The sequence below is a fragment of the Methyloceanibacter sp. genome, from assembly GCF_049590335.1.
GTDB lineage: Bacteria > Pseudomonadota > Alphaproteobacteria > Rhizobiales > Methyloligellaceae > Methyloceanibacter.
In genome coordinates this window covers 1-16,747 of the sequence record NZ_JBAWCQ010000075.1, presented here as the reverse complement: position 1 = coordinate 16,747, position 16,747 = coordinate 1, and the positions used below count along the sequence as shown (strand labels likewise).

The following is a 16,747-nucleotide window of genomic DNA, read 5'->3' as shown; positions in this document are numbered from 1 at the left end:
AAAACCCTGGCCGCCATATTGCGGCCGTGGCTTTCTCGCATCCGGCCCTCTCTCGTACACGCAGCCTTCTGGTTCACGGGGCTCCGGCTTGCGGCGGTTGTCCGGCTTTGCTTGCAGGCGCTTAGGCCATGCGTGCCCCGGTCCCGCGACGAGCTTCATTGGTCACCAGCGGTGCGACCGCGATGATGCCGTCCGTCACGTAGTGGTTCACGGTTCCGGCAGAAATCTCCTCGCCGGCGTCATACAGATCGACGATGCCAATGGCGCCTTGTCGGGCGAGTTCGGCCATAACGAAGTCCCGTTCAGCGTTGGTATCAGCGTCTGTGGCATGGGTGATCTGGAAGGTGAGGCGCGTCAACGAGAAGCCCGTATCCTTAGTGCCGGCCCCGACCCAAAGCACCGGTTCGCGGGTATCCGGCCGGTTGGTCCCATGCCAGAAAATATCGTCGACGGTTTCGGCCTCAGTCAGACACTTGGCCCAGAAACGCACGTGGTGCCGCTTTCGGGGACTGTTGCCGATGGCTTTCTGGAAGCCGATATCCTGACCGCGCCCGAACAAGTACAGGGTCGAAAACGGGGCTTTGGGGTAGGCGCTATTCAAAACAAACGCTTTTACCATGCCCCAGGAGCTCGACAAGGTCAGTGGGTCGGCCTCGTGCCAGCCGGCCGCAGCAAATGCGTCGCGCAGCTCGTCGAATGTCCCGATTAGCGCGAGATTAACCGGATCGCCCGGCAGGCCGTCGCCAGTGATGGTGAAGTGCGGGACGTGCTGGTGCCGCAGCACCATCAGACCCATCCGCACGAAATAGGGAAGGATGACATAGGCCGCGAGGGCGTAGGTCGCCGCAAGCGCTAAGACCGACGGCAGTTCGTCGTCAACCGATTGAAATACATTGACGATCAGCCAGATGCCAACGAGGCCAAGGCTCAAGATTGCTGAGCGCTGCAGGATCAAAATTACGAGTCTCACGGGCCCGAATAAAGCATAGATTCGGGTCTGCGTGCCGCAGAGAACGTACTGTCACAGATGGATTTTGGGTTCATAAGTGCTGTAGTCGTTTTGCCACGACGAATGGGAACTACCCACCGGGATACGCGCTGCGCGGTCAGTGTGCCGTCAAGTCGCCGTCCGCTGAAATTGTCGTTCCGGTGATGGACGGGGCCGGAGGCCGCGATTGCGCGAGCGACGTCAAGCCCCATTTCGTGGGTGGTGCTGGTGACGAGTGAGGCTTTGTCCTTCAGGCGGTGGTTGGGAGCGGCGTTCCGTTCCGTCGTCATGAGATTCATCTTACTAGCGTCCCTCGCTATACAAGCCCGGTCACATACTGGTGCGATATAGCTTTACGGTCAGGCCGAACCGCAGCCCACCGCGATTCATCCTACTCAACTCATATGCTCTGTGACGCCAACCGTCACACGGCCTGAGAGCAGAGTTCGTCTATTTTCTGAGGGATACCAGCTTAAGGCAGACGGGAAAGACCGTCCAAAGTAGGGCGCCGCAAACCACTTAGCCCAATGAAGAAGCCTCGTTTGGGCAATGTCCAGAAGTCGGACACAAACTCAGCATTGAAGTCGTCAAGGCATCATCAGACCTAGAAGGGTAAGTTCTATTTCGAACGTCGGTGAACAATTGAAGCCTCCAGTGCCGCGTGAATTTTGTATGTAGACCCTTGCGGGGTGGCTCGACAAACGCGCATATTCGACTATCTGCGTGTTTCCTTAGGTTCAATTTCTGGAGCGACGAGAGAAACTATGGAATTCGACGCGTTATTGCTTTCGCGAATCCAATTTGCATTTGTGATCGCGTTTCACATACTTTTTCCGGCCTTTACGATTGGCCTCGCCGCTTTCCTTGCCGTGAGCGAGGGCCTTTGGCTGAAGACCGGTTGGGACGTCTTCAAACGCCTCTATCTCCACTGGGTGAAGATTTTCGCGCTCGCCTTCGCTATGGGCGTCGTGTCAGGCGTGGTTATGTCCTACCAATTTGGGACCAACTGGTCTGTATTTGCTGACAAGACGGGTTCTGTTCTGGGTCCACTGCTAGGCTACGAGGTGCTGACGGCGTTCTTCCTCGAAGCGACATTCCTAGGTGTAATGTTGTTCGGTTGGAACAAGGTCGGTAATACGTTGCATTTCGTGGCAACGTGCGCCGTGGCGGTCGGCACGTCGATCTCGGCCTTCTGGATCCTGTCGGCAAATAGCTGGATGCAAACGCCAACTGGCTTTGCTGTTGACGATGAGACGGGCACTTTCTACGCGACTGACTGGATTGCTGTGATCTTCAATCCAAGTTTTCCCTCCCGGTACGTTCATATGATGCTGGCGGCTTTCGTGACGACTGCGGCGGTAGTTCTCGCCGCGGGGGCGTGGCAGATGCTGCGGGACCGGTCTTCCGAACCAACGCGCTGGCAGACACGAATGGCCGTGGGCACCCTCGCCGTTCTTATGCCGCTTCAAATCTGGGCCGGGCATTGGTCTGGAGAAGTCGCGCATGAATACCAGCCAGCAAAGATTGCTACGATGGAAGGCTGGTGTGAAACGAAAGATGTTCAGGGCTCAGTCCTTCTGGCTTGGCCAGCGAACAACGAATGCGGCCTAGACACACTGACCATTCCAAACACAAGTCCAATTTTGTTTGCAAATGCCAGCGGTGAACTCAAAGGGCTGGAGGCCTTCGCAGAAGAAGAGCGGCCACCCTTCTGGTTAGTTTTCTGGAGTTTTCGGATCATGGTTGGCGCGGGCCTCGTCCTGTTGGCGCTGGGGTTTTGGGGGGTCTGGAAGTGGTGGCGGGGCACTATAGACAGGCCAGGTCTTTTCCACTGGCTTGCTGTCCCATCAGGTTCGCTAGGCTTCGTCGCCGTTCTGACCGGCTGGATCACCGCCGAGGTCGGGCGCCAACCTTGGACCGTCTATGGTCATCTCACCACAGCCGAAAGCGTTGCGCCGGTCTCAGCCGGTCAGGTGGCGACGTCTCTACTGGTCTTCATGGTAGTGTACGCCATCGTATTTACGGCGGGTGCTGTCTATATGGCACGGATTGCGACTCGCGGCTTTGATGAGGATTTGGCGGGGCCACCCACGGATAGCCGCCGTGCACCCGGATCGCCGCTCGGCGCCGTCGATGAACCCGCCAAAGTGCCGGGCGACATTGTGGCTGCTGAATAGGAAGGTAGGACCATGGATCTCCCACTGATCTGGGCCGTCCTGATCGCTGTTGCAGTTATGATGTACGTCCTGCTTGACGGCATGGACCTCGGCGTCGGCATGGTAAGCGCATTCGCCAAGGACGACGAAGAACGCAACATGATGACGGCGACTATCGAGCCGGTTTGGGATGGCAATGAGACCTGGCTTGTACTCGGCGGTGGCGGGCTTTTTGCTGCCTTTCCGCTCGCCTACGCCGTAATCATGCCCGCGGTCTACCTGCCCGTACTTGTGATGCTTGCGGCGTTAATCTTCCGCGGCGTGGCGTTCGAGTTCCGTCACAAGGCCGTGCGGCAGACGACTCGCGGCTTTTGGAATGGCGCTTTCTATGGTGGTTCGCTTGTGGCCGCCTTCAGCCAGGGCCTGATCCTTGGTTCATTCATCACCGGTTTCGAGACCGATGGCAGGAGCTTCGCCGGCAGCGCCTTCGACTGGCTATCGCCGTTCTCAGTACTAACCGGTGTGTCCGTTACGATTGGCTATATCCTTCTTGGAGCCTGCTGGTTAGTGCTAAAGACTGAAGGAGAGTTGCAGCTTAAGGCCAAGCGCTTTGGTTTGATTGCATTGATCGCTGTGTCGATTTGTTTCGCGCTCGTTAGTCTCGCGACGCTATCGGTGGACCCACGCGTCACCGAGCGTTGGGGACTATCAATGACTGAGTTCGATTTTGGAAAGATGCTGCCGCTCAGCCCTGTTCCTCTGGCGGGTTTCGCTCTAACAGTTTGGCTGGCGAGTGACCTGATGCGCATCGGAACGCCTCAGTCAGGTCCTGATTGGCGGCCATATCTTCTAGCTACTGGCATCTTTCTTTCAGGTTATGTCGGTCTAGCGATCAGCTTGTATCCGTGGCTTGTGCCTTTCGAATTCAACCTTTGGCAGGCAGCTGCACGAGACAATGCCCTTGGGCTCATGTTAGTCGGTGCTGGGATTATGCTGCCCTTGATCCTGCTATACACAGCTTATGTGTATCGGCTCTTCTGGGGAAAAGTAAAACCGGGAGACGGCTATCATGCCTGATTGGTTTTTAACGCCCGCACCACCGGCCGACGATGGCGATCGTGACATTCCGCTTTCGAAACGTCTCGTTTGGTTCGCTCTGCTAGCTATAGGAAGCGGGCTGGCCACCATCGTGGCTGCGTTCGTGTTACGCGGACTTCTATTTATTGAATAGGCTTGATGGCCAACAAATCGCCATCACCAAAAAACTTCTGAGATTAGAAGTGCCGACCCCTGCAGGACTCGAACCTGCGGCCGTCAGATTACGAATCTGATCAGGACCGTTGATCTGATTACGTTTTCTGCCGGCATGTCGCGTTTCTGTTGCGTCTAGCGTTGTCCGCTTTGATCGCAGCCCTATGCTCATCTGAACAATGATACGTTCAAAGCAGCGATGTGGTCGAACAACATATGTCGAATAGGCGGGATCACGTCCGGTTTGCGCCCGAAAGCAGACATACTCGGCTTGGGTATCGGGTCCCCTAAGTGCCAATAGCGGATGTTCGGGACTAGACACAGGTAAGGCTAGAATTCTGCCAAGCTCTTTCGACTGGTGCTTTCCCACGGGAGCGGCGGCGCAGAGGCTTCGACGGATGCTTTCACTGCCTTCTTTCCATCGGCGAGAGCCCGGATGATGACCTTGTCCAACTTATAGAGGTCTCCAAAAGTCTGTAGCTGCCCATCCGCGTCAACCACAGCAGTGAAGTAAGTCGTATGCACGGGGATGGGGTCGTCTAGGTTAACCTCACTGTCTCTGCCCTTCTTGAGCAACTCATCTATCTTGGTCCTTTCCCAGCCTTTGTCTTCGGCAAGGAGTACCGCCGCGACCGTTCCGGGGTTGTCAACGCGTGGACAGTGGTGTCCCTCAGAACGGATCTCCTTCTTAAAAGGACCGCGCTTGATCGTGTCATGCATATAGACGATGTGCTTGTTCGGATATAGGAACTTCACTTTGCCCAAATAGTTTTTAGGGCCTGGCGCTTGTACGAAGCTGACTGCGGACATATTGACCTTGTTCCAGTTGATCTTTTTGGGATCAACCCGGCGACCCTTATAGAAAACCTTCAATCTGTGTTGCTTTAGGACGGCAGTATTGCCGCCGCCGCCAAACCAGCCGCCTCCCTTGCGCAGTTTCGGAAGCAGGTCTTCTCTGACGATGGTGGGCGGCACGGTCCATTTTGGATTAAAGACAATACTCTTCATGCTGGCCGAAAAAATTGGCGTCGCATAGCGCGGTTTGCCCACCACTATTTTTTCTGAGTGGATAATCCTCTCTCCTTTTACCACATGCATCATAAATTCGGGCGTATTCAGCCAGACGTGGGGCGCACCCAGTTCCTCCGGCATCCAGCGCCACCGTTCAATATTGACTAGGATTCTCTCTGTCTCATTGGGATCCGTCTGCTCTTTGGCCCTTGCTCTTAACAAGGCGTCCCGCAGGAGAGAAAACTGACGATGCTTTGGATGCAGCTCCGTCAAATAGCGGTCCAGTTTGTCTGCCTTGGCAATCTCTGAGAGAACTGTCTTCGGATCACGAAGGGGCGGCGTCTGGTCGATGAGCTCGCTCAGGCTCGACGGGTCTAAGCGACCACCGCGTGCGTAGCGAGCATATTTCAATAGAGCTAAGCTGATGGCCATCTCAGCGGCTGCCTGATCTTTTGCGGCAGCTGGCCGGTAGTCCGACGGCGGAACCACAAAGTCCGCCGGTTCAAGAGCCCAATCTTTAGCCTTCGCTAATTCGCCGAGAACAGCCTTTCCAGCTGTTGAGATCCCAGACTTGTCTACCCAGAGCGCGGGACCGCTGTGACCTTCGTAAAATGTCTCAACAGCGGCAAGGTCATCCGAGTGGGAGCCCTTTCGCAAAATCGGGTCACTCAACTTGAGGCGAATTGCGTTGGCAATGTATAGCTTCTCCGGCGCTTCGGGCTCGGAGCCTATTTTGTCTATAGAGGGTTGCTCATTATTCGCAGCCTGTGCGGCATTGACCTCGGCCACCTCGGCGGGAATTGCTCGTGGAGAAGGAGGATTGTCGTCTATCTCCACCACGATCGCGGAGGCTTCATTCCTCTCGATCTCGACAACGATGGCCGATGCGAGTTCCTGCTCTTTTTTGCTCGAGACCAAGCCAAAGGCTAGGGCTATAGCAAGCGCGCAAATGCCCGCCGAGCAAAGAAGCATGACTTTGGCCGGCCGACGCATAAACCGAGCTTTCTGTGCCGAATATAAGACCCGCAAATTGACACCGTAACGCTTGTGTCGATCTCCTCTGCCTAGACTACTTCAACCGCGCTATGCGTCTTCGGCAAAGTCGCGCCCCGTTGGCTGCGCCATATATCATATCAGGAAACCAACGATCCCGGATATGCCCGAGACGCGCTAGGTTAACATGCCCGGCAGAGCACGTTGAATTTTATCTGCTTCGGGTCATTGGCGAATATCATCTGGCTGACTGCCGACGTCCACTCCACAGCCCCAAGCGGACGTGGTCCGTCTGACAATCGAGGGCCGCTTTGGGTCACTAGCGGACACTAGACCGCGACTTCGCGACGACCGCTTTACGTCCATAAGCAGACATCCTGAGCGCAGAAAGCGATATCCGCTAAGTGCCAAAAGCAGACAACGGGAGAACACTTCCGGTTTGTCTTCACATTTCTCGAATCAGAGAATAGGAAAGGGCCCCATAAGTTTGTTGGCCTGACAGTTGGGCGTCACAATGTCGGTGTCGTCTGGCGACGACATGCCAAGGTGAAGCCAATTACCGAATCCGACGCCTGTTTCATCGTCGATGGCTTGCAGGTACATGGTCCGGTACATCATCACCAGCGGATAGGTGAAGATATAGGCTTCCTTTGCCATTTCCTCGACGTCGGGCGGCGTCGGGGCCTCCTGCGCGATCGCCGGCATGGGGGGTCAAAAGCGCACAGGCTGCCCCATTGCAACGGCTCGGCGAAGCGATGACAGTGTCATTGTCGAACTCCTCCCTTCTGTCAGCAGGCCACCAAACAAAAGGCTCGGCAGTCAGGGCTGTCCATTTTTGATTTTGGACTCTTCCCCAGTGCTTACCTACCTCCTTATAGAATAAGGGAGGAAGTAAGATATACCACTGCAAGACCAACGATTGTTAGCCCAGTGCTGAAAACGAGTACGTATGGAAATCGGCTATCAGATTCAAAATGATTTATTGTGGCTGTCATTGTTATTAGTCTCTTCTAATAAAATTCTGTTAATAGCCATTTATAGAATTCATGTGTTATCAATAGGTCCTCAAGATGATCGTAATAAGTCATCAAAATATTTATATTTCAACGTATCGCTAGTAATAATGTCTGATAAATCTGTTATAGGGTGCTCTGCTTGAATGATATATTCAGATGACATTTGGTCATATACAGAGGAGTGCCCCATGGCAAAAGGCCAACAGAAGAGTAACCGCGAAAAGAAGAAGCCGAAGCAGGACAAGAAAAAGGGGACGCCGCCTTCCGCCTCCCCGTTCCCATCATCCGGACCGCGTGGCAATCCGGCTCAGAAGAGCGGATCCAAGAAGCGCCGTTGACGGTTTTCAGTGCGAGCAGGAAAGCGCCTTTTGCGCCGAAGATCTAACCAACACCATAAGAGCATCGCTCCGATGTCCGCTTTGGGTCACCAGCGGACATTAGACCGCGACTTCGCGACGAACGCTTTGCACCCGAAAGCAGACATCCAAAGCGTCGTTATCGATGTCCGCTATGTGCCAAAAGCGGAAGTCAGCCTCACCTTTCGGTCTATCCGGCTTGAGAATATCGGCAATGGGCTGCAAGGCCGTTATCCGCGATAGTGAGTATCATCTCTTCATAGGTCATGCCGAGATTGAGCACGCAGCCCCGATAGAAATACCCTTTGCGCAGGCCGGGCATCAGGTTAGCTTCGATGAAATGCGGCACGTTCTCGTGATCCATCATGATGTCGATGCGCCCCAACGACTTGCCACCCAGAGCTCGGAATGCCGCCCTCGCTAAATCGCAGAGCTGAGCATGAACGGTCATGTCCATGACCTGCTTGACCGCTTCTGCATCCTGTTTCTTGATGTCGAAGTCGAGAACGCGGTCCCCGTTCCGGTTTGGAGCCGCGACGATCTCGATAGGCATGGCGCGGAGCGTTCCGCTCGATGCGTCCTCTAAGATGCCGACGCTGTACTCCCGACCCGAGAGATGCGCCTCCACCAATGCGCGGGACAAATGGGTCTCATGAATATCATGCACCTTGCGCCGGAAACCCTCAATGTCATGCACGACGGAGTCGGCGTCTACACCCCGGCTATCGCCGCCTTCGACGGGTTTCACGAAGAGCGGAAAGGCAAGAGGAATGCTTTCCGCGTTCGGATGCTCTTCGGGTGCGGTAGAGAAAAACTTCGCTGTCGCCACATTGGCGCCTTGCATGATCCGTTTGGCGCGAACCTTATCGTGCTCTTTGTCGAGAGCAGCCTTGTCCGACGCGACGTAGGCAATACCGTGCAGGTCGAGAAAATCATTAAGCCATACATCGCGGCCATCGAAAGAGAAGTATTTGACCCCCGAGAACACTAAGTCCGGCTGCCGAGCCGCCAATTGCTCCAGATGCCTTCGGGTGCTGATCTGGGTGATAGACACATGGCGGTAGCTGGCTGATAGGATCTTGAGAACAAGCCATTCATCCAGCTCGATCCCGACATTGTCCCGGTGTGCCGCAATGTCGGCGAGGTATGGCGCAATGACAATTTCGATCGTCTCGGTGCGTTTGCCATCGCCAGGATGGTTGTTTTCGGCAGGTCGTTTGCTTTGCCGCAGTTGATTGCCTTCGCCAGGCAACCCCGCGTCCAGCGCGGAGAAAATGCCTTCGAGGCCGCACTCGACGTACTCGACCTGCGGCTGGCCAGCGCTGGACAAGACGGCGAAGTCTGCACCTAAGATGTCTGAGTCAAAATCTAACTTTCTCAACTTTTGGCCTCTCAAGCACGCACGCGCAGCAGCTCGGGGACGCGGGAGCAGTCCGAGGCCGGCTTACGTTGTGTGAATTGTTGCGCGAAAAAGCTTGGTGACGCCGAATTGTGTTTCGGCCGCGACCAGTGTCTTTGGGTATCAGGAACGACGGGCAATAGATACGGCTATATTGACCGACTTGATCGGGCCCGGCCTCAGCGTGTCGGCCAATTTCCAGCAGCAGAGCTAAAGACGTAGCCCTCTAGAGACTAACAAGCCGCCCCCTAGGGGACGGCTCTGAGTTCACCTAGTCTGTTGGTCCCAAAGGAACTATGCAGCCTCGATATTGGAAACGGCGGTCTTGCCGCTGCGGCTGTCAACTTCAGTATCAAAAGAGACCTTCTGGCCTTCGGCTAGCCCGCCGATGCCGGCGCGCTCAAGCGCGGTGGCATGAACAAACACGTCCTTGCTACCGTCTTCCGGCTCGATAAAGCCGAAGCCTTTTTGGTCGTTGTAGAATTTCACAGTGCCCTTGATCATAAGGGGTCGTCCTTTCGCTGTAGTCAGTTGCAATTGCGCTCAAGGCCGCACCGGAGCGCGGCCCAAAACCTATTCGTCGATGTTTGGGGGGGTCTGAACGTGCGCCTGGCAATCAGCGAGGGCGAAACGGCCATATTGTCCGGCCAAATGTCGATGAGTTTACATGACTGCTTCTAGTGCGAAATACAAGGTGCCTTGCACGGAACCACGTCGAGTATGGGCCGCTTTGGGTCATTAGAAGACATCGAGCCGCTGATGCAGCACGTCCGCTTTACATCCATAAGCAGACATCCTGAGCGTCGAAATCGATGTCCGCTATATGCCAAGAGCCGACATTGGATGGCAATCCGCCGTGTGTAGCCCCAGAACGACAAACAAGTCGGTCAGCGGAATAACTCAAGACCGCCGTGTCACTACAGGCCAACCTCGTCCGCCCACAGAACGCGTGCAAGTGACGACCTTCACGGCATGATCAAGAGCGGCGTAGGCAAAGTTCATTCGGTCCTCACCACTATGTGGCCCCAGCGATGCCTTCTTCCCCCCCTTTCTCGCGGCGTCTCCAACGGCCAGCTTTCTGCCTTCCATCACGGTCCCCCAAACTCTTACGTTGCGGATCTTCATCGGATCCACCGAGAGCGGATTCTCGGCCAGAATCGTGAAGTTCGCGCGCTTCCCGGCCACGATACTGCCAAGCTCGTTCTCAAGCCTGAGTGAACGCGCAGCATCGATCGTAACGCCGCGTAGGGCATTTTCGGGAGTAACGCGCTGTTCGGGCCCCGCGACTTTGCCCGAGGCTGTGATCCGGTTGACGGCGCACCACATTAGGAACAACGGATCCGCAGGCGCCATCGGCATATCCGAGTGGAGCGACCAAGAAATGTCCGAACGCGTGATGTCGCCAAGGCGCACCATGGACCGCGCCCGTTCCGGGCCAAGGCCTACCTTTGAATACTGATCGGCAAGTGCGGTCACGTAATACGGATTACCGCTAACGATCGCACCTAGCGACTTTATACGCTCCACCTGGTCGGGGGCGCTCACCGCGAGATGCACAAGAACGGTGCGATGGTCATAACGCGGATTGCGGCGCAGGTTCGCTTCGAGCGTATTGAGTACTCGGTCAAGCCCTCTGTCGCCATTTACGTGGATATGGAGCTGATAGCCAGCATCCCAGTAGATGCGGAAGGCGCGATCAAACGCGTTCTCGTCCATCATCCACTCGCCCTCGTGGCCGTCGAGATAAGGCTCGCGTACCTGCATGAGAAGCGAGTAGATGGCACCGTCGGCAAAAAGCTTCGCTTGGTTGCATGCCAAGCTGGTCATTCCTCCGTACCAGGAGGAAAGCTTTTCGGTTTCGGCGATGACCTGCGCATCGTCGCTATAGTTCGCAACCATGCTCTTTGCGTCCACAGTAAATGACCATCGGAACGGCATGTCTGGACTTGAGAAGACGGCGTTTACCGCATCTTGTACGGGCTTTGCTAGAATGCCACCGGGCTCGTTGCCGATGGTGATGCCGTTGGCATGCATGTAGTCGCGGGTTAACTCCAGCCCCGCTTTCAGGCGTTCGGGGGTTGCGACCATGCTCGCAATGTGAGGCAGAACCGCGAAAAGCCCTTGCTCCCAGAAGCGCGCTTCCTCGAAATTGCTCTGGGCCTTCGCCGAGGGCGCGAATGCATTGTGAACCTCTCGTGTGACCTCGCCACGTTCCAAGGTAGCGCTATTGAGGATCATCTCGTGACAGGAGCGTGCCCAGACAATGATCGGCCGGGTTGCAGAGATTTCGTCAATCTCGCCGCCGGTCAGTGGACCGAAGAAATCCGGGTGATATCCCCAGCTGAGAAGGGGTTCGTCCGGGTTCGCCAAGGCGGCCTCAGCGACTGCGAGGCGTTCAATAAAATCCTGCTTGTTCTTCACCGCAGGAACTGTCCCGCTGGGCAGTACCCAGTCTTCAATGGCGAGAATCTCCGAAGACATGGTGAGCGCAGCCAGAACTGGATGATCGTGCTGGGCGATGAACCCCGGGACGATCACTTGGTCGGCAAAGCTAGTATCGACAGTGTGGTGCTGACCGCTGAGGACGCGCTGAACCTCATCGAGACTCCCGACCCAGAGAATCCGGCCACCGGATACGGCCACGGCCTGGGCACTCGGCCTGGCGGGATCGAGTGTCACGATTTCCCGCGCAGTGTAGATCGTTGCCGCCGGCGCGGAGAGCAAGGCGCCACCGAGCTCTTGAAGGCTATCGCTTTCTTGCGCCAAGGCTCGGCCAAGCGGCCCCATAGCAGCGGCACTCGCGAGCCCTACCTTGATGATTGTCCGGCGACTAATGTCACTCATGGTTCACTTCCGACCACCGGCTGCTGGTTCGCTGGTCCATTTCGCAGGGCGTCACCATAACGGACATTTGCCTCGAGCCAAATGTCCGCAAACATCATCAAGTGAAGTGTTCTCTTCGTTTGCTTCGAATCAAGTAGGACCCTACAAGAATGACAAATGCTAGAAAGGTACGTGTGCTGTACTCATTCAGCTGAGCGGCAGACAGACTCTTGTTAGTGAACTTCATTGAAGCTGAGGCGTAGGTGCTCCCCATTGGTAAGACAGCCGTAGCGCTCATTCTTATGACGCTAGTCATCGGATACACGCCTTTTGAGGTCAGAGCGCAGCATGTCCTGCGTGTCGGTGAGAGTTGGGCTTTTGAGCTAGAGGGCAATCCCTCAACCGGTTACCAGTGGCGGGTCAACAAAGCCGCATCTACTGGTCTCGGCTTAATAAGATTGGAATCCCTCGGCTATGCCAACAGTCGTAAAACGAAGCCGGGTAAGGTGGGTGCACCGGCGCCGTTCAAGTTTCGTATAACTGGACTGAAGCCCGGCAGCACGAGATTGGTTTTCGATTATTCTAGGGCGTGGGAACAGAGGTCGCCAAATACTCAAAGAACGATTGAGCTACGATCTCCAGGTAACCCCCGTTGTATAAGCTTCCTCTTTGGGTCATTAGCAGACATTGGACGCATCTCGAACGATGTCCGCTCTACCCCTAAAACAGATATCCTCAGCCTGGGCGTTGAGGTCGGCTGACTTGGCTGTTCTGAATTGGTGACCCGGGCAGGACTCGAACCTGCCGCCCTCAGATTGGGAATCGGATCAGGGTCATTGATCCGATTACGTTTTTTGCTCGCATGTCGCGTTTGTGTCGCGTCTAGCGTTGTCCACTTGGATAGCAGCGTTATGCAAATCTGACTAATCGACCGGTCCAAGCAGCAATGTGGTCGAATAACCTAAGTCGAACAGGCTGGGCCACCTCCGGTTTGCGCCTGAAAGCAGACATGCTCGGCTTGGGTATCGAGGTTCGCTATGTGCCACAAGCGGACATTCACTAGGTCGGGTAGTGCCTGCGTCGAATCACCAGGAACAGGCGAAGGTATTAAGAATGAAGGCGTATAGGTTCGATTCTAGAATGCGGCTTCGACATTGAATTTGAAGGTGAAGTCAGACGTTGCATCCGACACGCCGAACAGCGCGCCAGCGTCGAATTCCCAGTTAGGCATGCCGTCAAGTTCAAGATAGGCAACCGGCCCAACTCGGTGCTTCTGGTCGTCCCAGGTGCCCGTGTGTGAGAGATCCTCGATCTCGCTATAGCCTTCGACGCCTATCCCCCACGTCTCATTCAGCTCATGCTTCATGCGCCAATTGACCTTCAGCTCCAGGCTGTCAATGTCGACATGATCGCCAACCTGGCCAATGAAGAAGCTATTGACGGTGAAGGAGTCGTTCCCGCGGACAAATTTGGCGAGCGGACCGAACAAGATCTCGTCGGGGTCGCCTTCCTGTAGCGCCCACTCATAGAGTGAGCGGAATGCAAGGCCCCAGCCGTCTCCATCCCGCTCTATGATTTCGTACTGACCGCCTAGCTCGAACCGATGCGCTTTCAAGCTCTCGCCGATATTTTGGCGAGCCGTCAGCTCAGCGATGGCTGCAAACCTATCGGTCAAGCCGTACTTGGTCTCCAACTCATGAGACTGCCGCCGCCGCTCACCTTCACCTGGACCCGAATAGATCGCTCCATGCTCCTCGAGCTTTAGCTGGCCCTTCTTCACGTCCGGCGAGCGAACGTAAAACTGCGCGTCAGCAGGCACACTGGCCAAGATCAATGGCAAACCGGCAAGAAAGGAGATGATTGCTAAGCGTAAGTTCGCCGCGAGCTTGCTTCGCTGCTTCATTGATGCCCCCCCGTTTAAGATTTTGTTGGAGGGAATATATATCCGAGAGGAAAAATGCAGCGAGTGAATTTGATGCAGCCAAATACATGCACAACATTCACTATTTGCATGGGGCCCCTCTCTCCAATCGTGTTCCACTCTGGGTCATTAGCGAACAGGGCCAGCTCAATCACAGACGACCGCTCTTAGCCTGAAACCGGATGTGGCGCGTCTCATGCTTGATGACCGCTAAGTGCCAAAAGCGGACACCCTACCAAAGCCGCGTAAGGGCGCAGCGCGCGCGATCTCGATTCAAACTGGACTCATTCTTCTATGTTGCAGGTTTGACATCGGCAAAATAGTTAGTGCCGAGCCAGGTAGCGATGTCCCGCTTTAGCTGCGTTGGCCCAGTGAGCCTAATCCGCCGGTCCCGGAGCGCCTGCCCGAGGCCGATATCGCCCATCCAGACAGCCGTTAGAGTTCTTAAGTCCGTCAGTACTTCCAGATCGACGTCGTAGCCGGGGTCCTTGATGCAGACGTCAACTTCGCCACCTCTGACGACAAGCCACCAACGCCGGAACTTTGCCGCGTAGTCGCTGAACTCGAAGCGGAGAACTGTCCGCTCCACCCCAAAATAGTCAACGTTCATTGTCCTGTGGATGTCCCACATTAGTAGAGATGGATCGAGGTCCTCGGGCGAAAGCTTGCTGCGTGCCCAACGATGCCCCCAGACTCCCACCTGCAGGATGATAGGCTTTAGCTCGCGCCCGGCCTCGCTAAGGGTGTACCGGATACCCTGCTCCGTTTCCGTGCGAGCCACCACGCCCGCAGCCTCTAGCGATTTCAGTCGCGACGACAGCAGGCTTGGCGAGATCAGCGGCAACCCCTTTCTCAAATCGCTGAAGGTTTCACTGCCCGCGCCGAGTTCGCGGACGATGAGGTGCGTCCAGCGCTCGCCGAGTATCTCCGACGCCTTCGCGATGGGGCAAAACTGTCCGTAACTGCTCATGGGAAAGAAAATAGCCCGTAGGCTGCCTATCTACCAGTATATTTTTTGTACCTAATTCAGGGTAAAATTCGTACTGCGCAAAGCAACTATGCACGAACATGTTCCTAAATTACACTATAATTTTCAGCAACATATATGAAAATCGGCGTTGCTAACGAACCCATCACCAACGCCTTAGCAGTACATATTTTATACTAGAAATTATGGCCGCGATTCCGAAATGGTAACAGCACAGTCCAACTCGAACGAAGGAGCAGAACCATGTTGCCAGCGACACTCAGATTTTGGTTGTTCGACACTCTATCGGTAAAGACCATGCGCTTCGTTAGCGCCGTGCCAACCCGCCAAGCGGAAGGCTTGACCAAACAGGTTTATGAGATGATCAGAGAAGACTTCTTCAAGAACGGTTCCCTGACAAGCCGCTCCAAAGTCCCCGAACTGATGGCCGCCATCTGGACAGGCGGGCGCGAGGCCATGCTGGTTGAGGATAAGGTGGACCGAACCACCAAGGACGCCATCAGCGCTGTGCTCTCGCAGATCAACGACTGCCCTTATTGCGAGGACATGTTGGTCAGCCTCGTCCACGCTGGCGGAGAGCATGAAGCCGCTGGCGACATCTTCGAGCAGAACGTTCTGCCCGAGACCAATGCGCGCCTGCGTGAATGTCTTGAGTGGGTGAGGGCGATTGCCACGCCGGGCAATGACTACATTCCACCGAACCCCTTCGCTACCGACCAACTGCCGGAGGTTTTTGGCACGCTGATGGGCATGAGCGACATCAACCGCTTCAGCCACGTCGTCATGCAAGACTCGCCGGTCAATGCCCCCTTCGGCCTGCGGACAATCAAGGCGCTCGCCTTGAGGCTGTTCGGATCGGAGCTTGAGGTTACGCGCCGGCTTACGCTGGAGCCCGGGCGGGCGCTGTCCTTGTTGCCGCCAGCGACGCTGCCAGAGGACATGCCCTGGGCCAAGTCCAACGCCCGCGTAGCCGACGCGCTCGCCCGGTGGACCGCGGCCGTAGAGCGCAACGCTAAGAGTGTGATTTCCAATGCTGTTAGCCGGACGGTAGACTCAGCATTGCAGGACTGGAACGGCGAGCAAATGCCCATCAGCCGTTCTTGGGTCGACGCAGAGGTCGCTGAGCTTCAAGGAGCGGATCGGGACATCGCCAAGCTGGCGATTGTTCTGGCCAAGGCACCTTACCAAGTCGATGCAAGTATGGCCCAGGGCGTCTTGGGCGATGACCGGGATGAGGAGCGCTTCATCCGCATCCTGGCCTGGGCATCATTCACCGGCGCGCGCCGCTTCGTTCAGATCGTCGCAGCAAAATCAGCCGCTGGGCTCTCCACAGGCAAGTGTTACGGCCTGGCTGCATAGACAGATGGCATGGTGTCGGGGACTCGTTCTCGATACCATGCCTTATCATGCTTATCTCGGTGGTCCGCTTTGGGTCATTAGCAGACATTGGACGCCTCTCGAACGATGTCCGCTTTACCCGTTAAAGCAGACGTCCTCAGCCTGGGCGTTGAAGTCGGCTGACCTGGCTGTTCTGAATTGGTGACCCCGGCAGGATTCGAACCTGCGACCCTCAGATTAGAAATCTGATCAGGGCCATTGATCCAATTGCGTTTTTTGCTCGCATGTCGCGTTTGTGTCGCGCGACGGCTCGGATGTCGTCAGCAGTAGTCATTCGCCAACAAGTGCGACGTACGCCTGTAACCGGTGTTTTACGTCGTCTATGTCGCGCAGCACGCGTTCAACACCGGCTGTTTTGCTGGCTGTTGTTCCTTCTTCCCTCAGTCGAAGCTCATTCTTCAGGATATCAAGGTCACGCTCATACATTTCGATCAGTATTTTCAGCGT

At 55.7% G+C, this 16,747-nt stretch carries 12 protein-coding genes and 1 tRNA gene; 4 read left to right on the top strand and 9 right to left on the bottom strand.

Annotated features, from left to right (window positions below):
• Nucleotides 1–121 precede the first annotated feature (121 nt).
• Nucleotides 122–970, bottom strand: a complete 849-nt coding sequence (locus WBQ77_RS05690; RefSeq protein ID WP_424042524.1) for an LssY C-terminal domain-containing protein — start codon at nucleotides 968–970, stop codon at nucleotides 122–124.
• A gap of 782 nt (nucleotides 971–1,752) precedes the next feature.
• On the opposite strand from WBQ77_RS05690, the gene WBQ77_RS05685 reads away from it, so the two are divergent.
• The gene (locus WBQ77_RS05685) at nucleotides 1,753–3,165 is read left to right on the top strand and encodes a cytochrome ubiquinol oxidase subunit I (RefSeq protein ID WP_424043544.1); all 1,413 of its coding nucleotides are present in this window, start codon (nucleotides 1,753–1,755) and stop codon (nucleotides 3,163–3,165) included.
• A gap of 12 nt (nucleotides 3,166–3,177) precedes the next feature.
• The gene (cydB, locus tag WBQ77_RS05680) at nucleotides 3,178–4,221 is read left to right on the top strand and encodes a cytochrome d ubiquinol oxidase subunit II (RefSeq protein WP_424043545.1); all 1,044 of its coding nucleotides are present in this window, start codon (nucleotides 3,178–3,180) and stop codon (nucleotides 4,219–4,221) included.
• A 210-nt stretch (nucleotides 4,222–4,431) separates the two neighbouring features.
• On the opposite strand, the gene WBQ77_RS05675 is transcribed toward cydB, so the two are convergent.
• The 6 genes from WBQ77_RS05675 to WBQ77_RS05650 form a co-directional block, all read right to left on the bottom strand.
• Nucleotides 4,432–4,491, bottom strand: a tRNA-Thr gene (locus WBQ77_RS05675).
• A 234-nt stretch (nucleotides 4,492–4,725) separates the two neighbouring features.
• Complete coding sequence (locus tag WBQ77_RS05670; RefSeq protein ID WP_424043546.1) at nucleotides 4,726–6,399, bottom strand: L,D-transpeptidase family protein; 1,674 nt, start codon at nucleotides 6,397–6,399, stop codon at nucleotides 4,726–4,728.
• Between the two features lie 459 nt (nucleotides 6,400–6,858).
• A complete protein-coding gene (locus tag WBQ77_RS05665; protein ID WP_424043547.1) occupies nucleotides 6,859–7,104 on the bottom strand; it encodes a hypothetical protein in 246 nt (81 codons plus the stop codon).
• 857 nt (nucleotides 7,105–7,961) lie between these two features.
• The gene (locus WBQ77_RS05660) at nucleotides 7,962–9,152 is read right to left on the bottom strand and encodes a D-alanine--D-alanine ligase family protein (RefSeq protein ID WP_424059316.1); all 1,191 of its coding nucleotides are present in this window, start codon (nucleotides 9,150–9,152) and stop codon (nucleotides 7,962–7,964) included.
• A 312-nt stretch (nucleotides 9,153–9,464) separates the two neighbouring features.
• Entirely contained in the window at nucleotides 9,465–9,674 is a 210-nt protein-coding gene (locus WBQ77_RS05655; protein WP_424044913.1) for a cold-shock protein, read from the bottom strand.
• 396 nt (nucleotides 9,675–10,070) lie between these two features.
• Nucleotides 10,071–12,014 carry an amidohydrolase gene (locus WBQ77_RS05650; RefSeq protein ID WP_424042554.1) on the bottom strand — a complete coding sequence of 648 codons (1,944 nt, stop codon included), beginning with the start codon at nucleotides 12,012–12,014 and terminating at the stop codon, nucleotides 10,071–10,073.
• 281 nt (nucleotides 12,015–12,295) lie between these two features.
• Between WBQ77_RS05650 and WBQ77_RS05645 the strand changes: the two genes are divergently transcribed.
• Nucleotides 12,296–12,754, top strand: coding sequence for a protease inhibitor I42 family protein (locus WBQ77_RS05645; protein ID WP_424042553.1), 459 nt, complete (start codon nucleotides 12,296–12,298; stop codon nucleotides 12,752–12,754).
• 374 nt (nucleotides 12,755–13,128) lie between these two features.
• Here WBQ77_RS05645 and WBQ77_RS05640 read toward each other — a convergent pair whose 3' ends face one another.
• Nucleotides 13,129–13,896, bottom strand: coding sequence for a hypothetical protein (locus WBQ77_RS05640; RefSeq protein WP_424042552.1), 768 nt, complete (start codon nucleotides 13,894–13,896; stop codon nucleotides 13,129–13,131).
• 310 nt (nucleotides 13,897–14,206) lie between these two features.
• Complete coding sequence (locus WBQ77_RS05635; RefSeq protein WP_424042659.1) at nucleotides 14,207–14,884, bottom strand: winged helix-turn-helix transcriptional regulator; 678 nt, start codon at nucleotides 14,882–14,884, stop codon at nucleotides 14,207–14,209.
• 261 nt (nucleotides 14,885–15,145) lie between these two features.
• Between WBQ77_RS05635 and WBQ77_RS05630 the strand changes: the two genes are divergently transcribed.
• A complete protein-coding gene (locus WBQ77_RS05630) occupies nucleotides 15,146–16,261 on the top strand; it encodes a carboxymuconolactone decarboxylase family protein (protein ID WP_424042658.1) in 1,116 nt (371 codons plus the stop codon).
• Nucleotides 16,262–16,747 lie beyond the last annotated feature (486 nt).

Bases quoted from the DNA above. Each gene is read 5' to 3' on its own strand.
- WBQ77_RS05645 (WP_424042553.1), top strand. From the start codon at position 12,296: ATGACGCTAGTCATCGGATACACGCCTTTTGAGGTCAGAGCGCAGCAT.
- WBQ77_RS05640 (WP_424042552.1), bottom strand. From the start codon at position 13,896: ATGAAGCAGCGAAGCAAGCTCGCGGCGAACTTACGCTTAGCAATCATC.
- cydB (WP_424043545.1), top strand. From the start codon at position 3,178: ATGGATCTCCCACTGATCTGGGCCGTCCTGATCGCTGTTGCAGTTATG.
- WBQ77_RS05650 (WP_424042554.1), bottom strand. From the start codon at position 12,014: ATGAGTGACATTAGTCGCCGGACAATCATCAAGGTAGGGCTCGCGAGT.
- WBQ77_RS05630 (WP_424042658.1), top strand. From the start codon at position 15,146: ATGTTGCCAGCGACACTCAGATTTTGGTTGTTCGACACTCTATCGGTA.
- WBQ77_RS05665 (WP_424043547.1), bottom strand. From the start codon at position 7,104: ATGCCGGCGATCGCGCAGGAGGCCCCGACGCCGCCCGACGTCGAGGAA.
- WBQ77_RS05635 (WP_424042659.1), bottom strand. From the start codon at position 14,884: ATGAGCAGTTACGGACAGTTTTGCCCCATCGCGAAGGCGTCGGAGATA.
- WBQ77_RS05670 (WP_424043546.1), bottom strand. From the start codon at position 6,399: ATGCGTCGGCCGGCCAAAGTCATGCTTCTTTGCTCGGCGGGCATTTGC.
- WBQ77_RS05655 (WP_424044913.1), bottom strand. From the start codon at position 9,674: ATGATCAAGGGCACTGTGAAATTCTACAACGACCAAAAAGGCTTCGGC.
- WBQ77_RS05685 (WP_424043544.1), top strand. From the start codon at position 1,753: ATGGAATTCGACGCGTTATTGCTTTCGCGAATCCAATTTGCATTTGTG.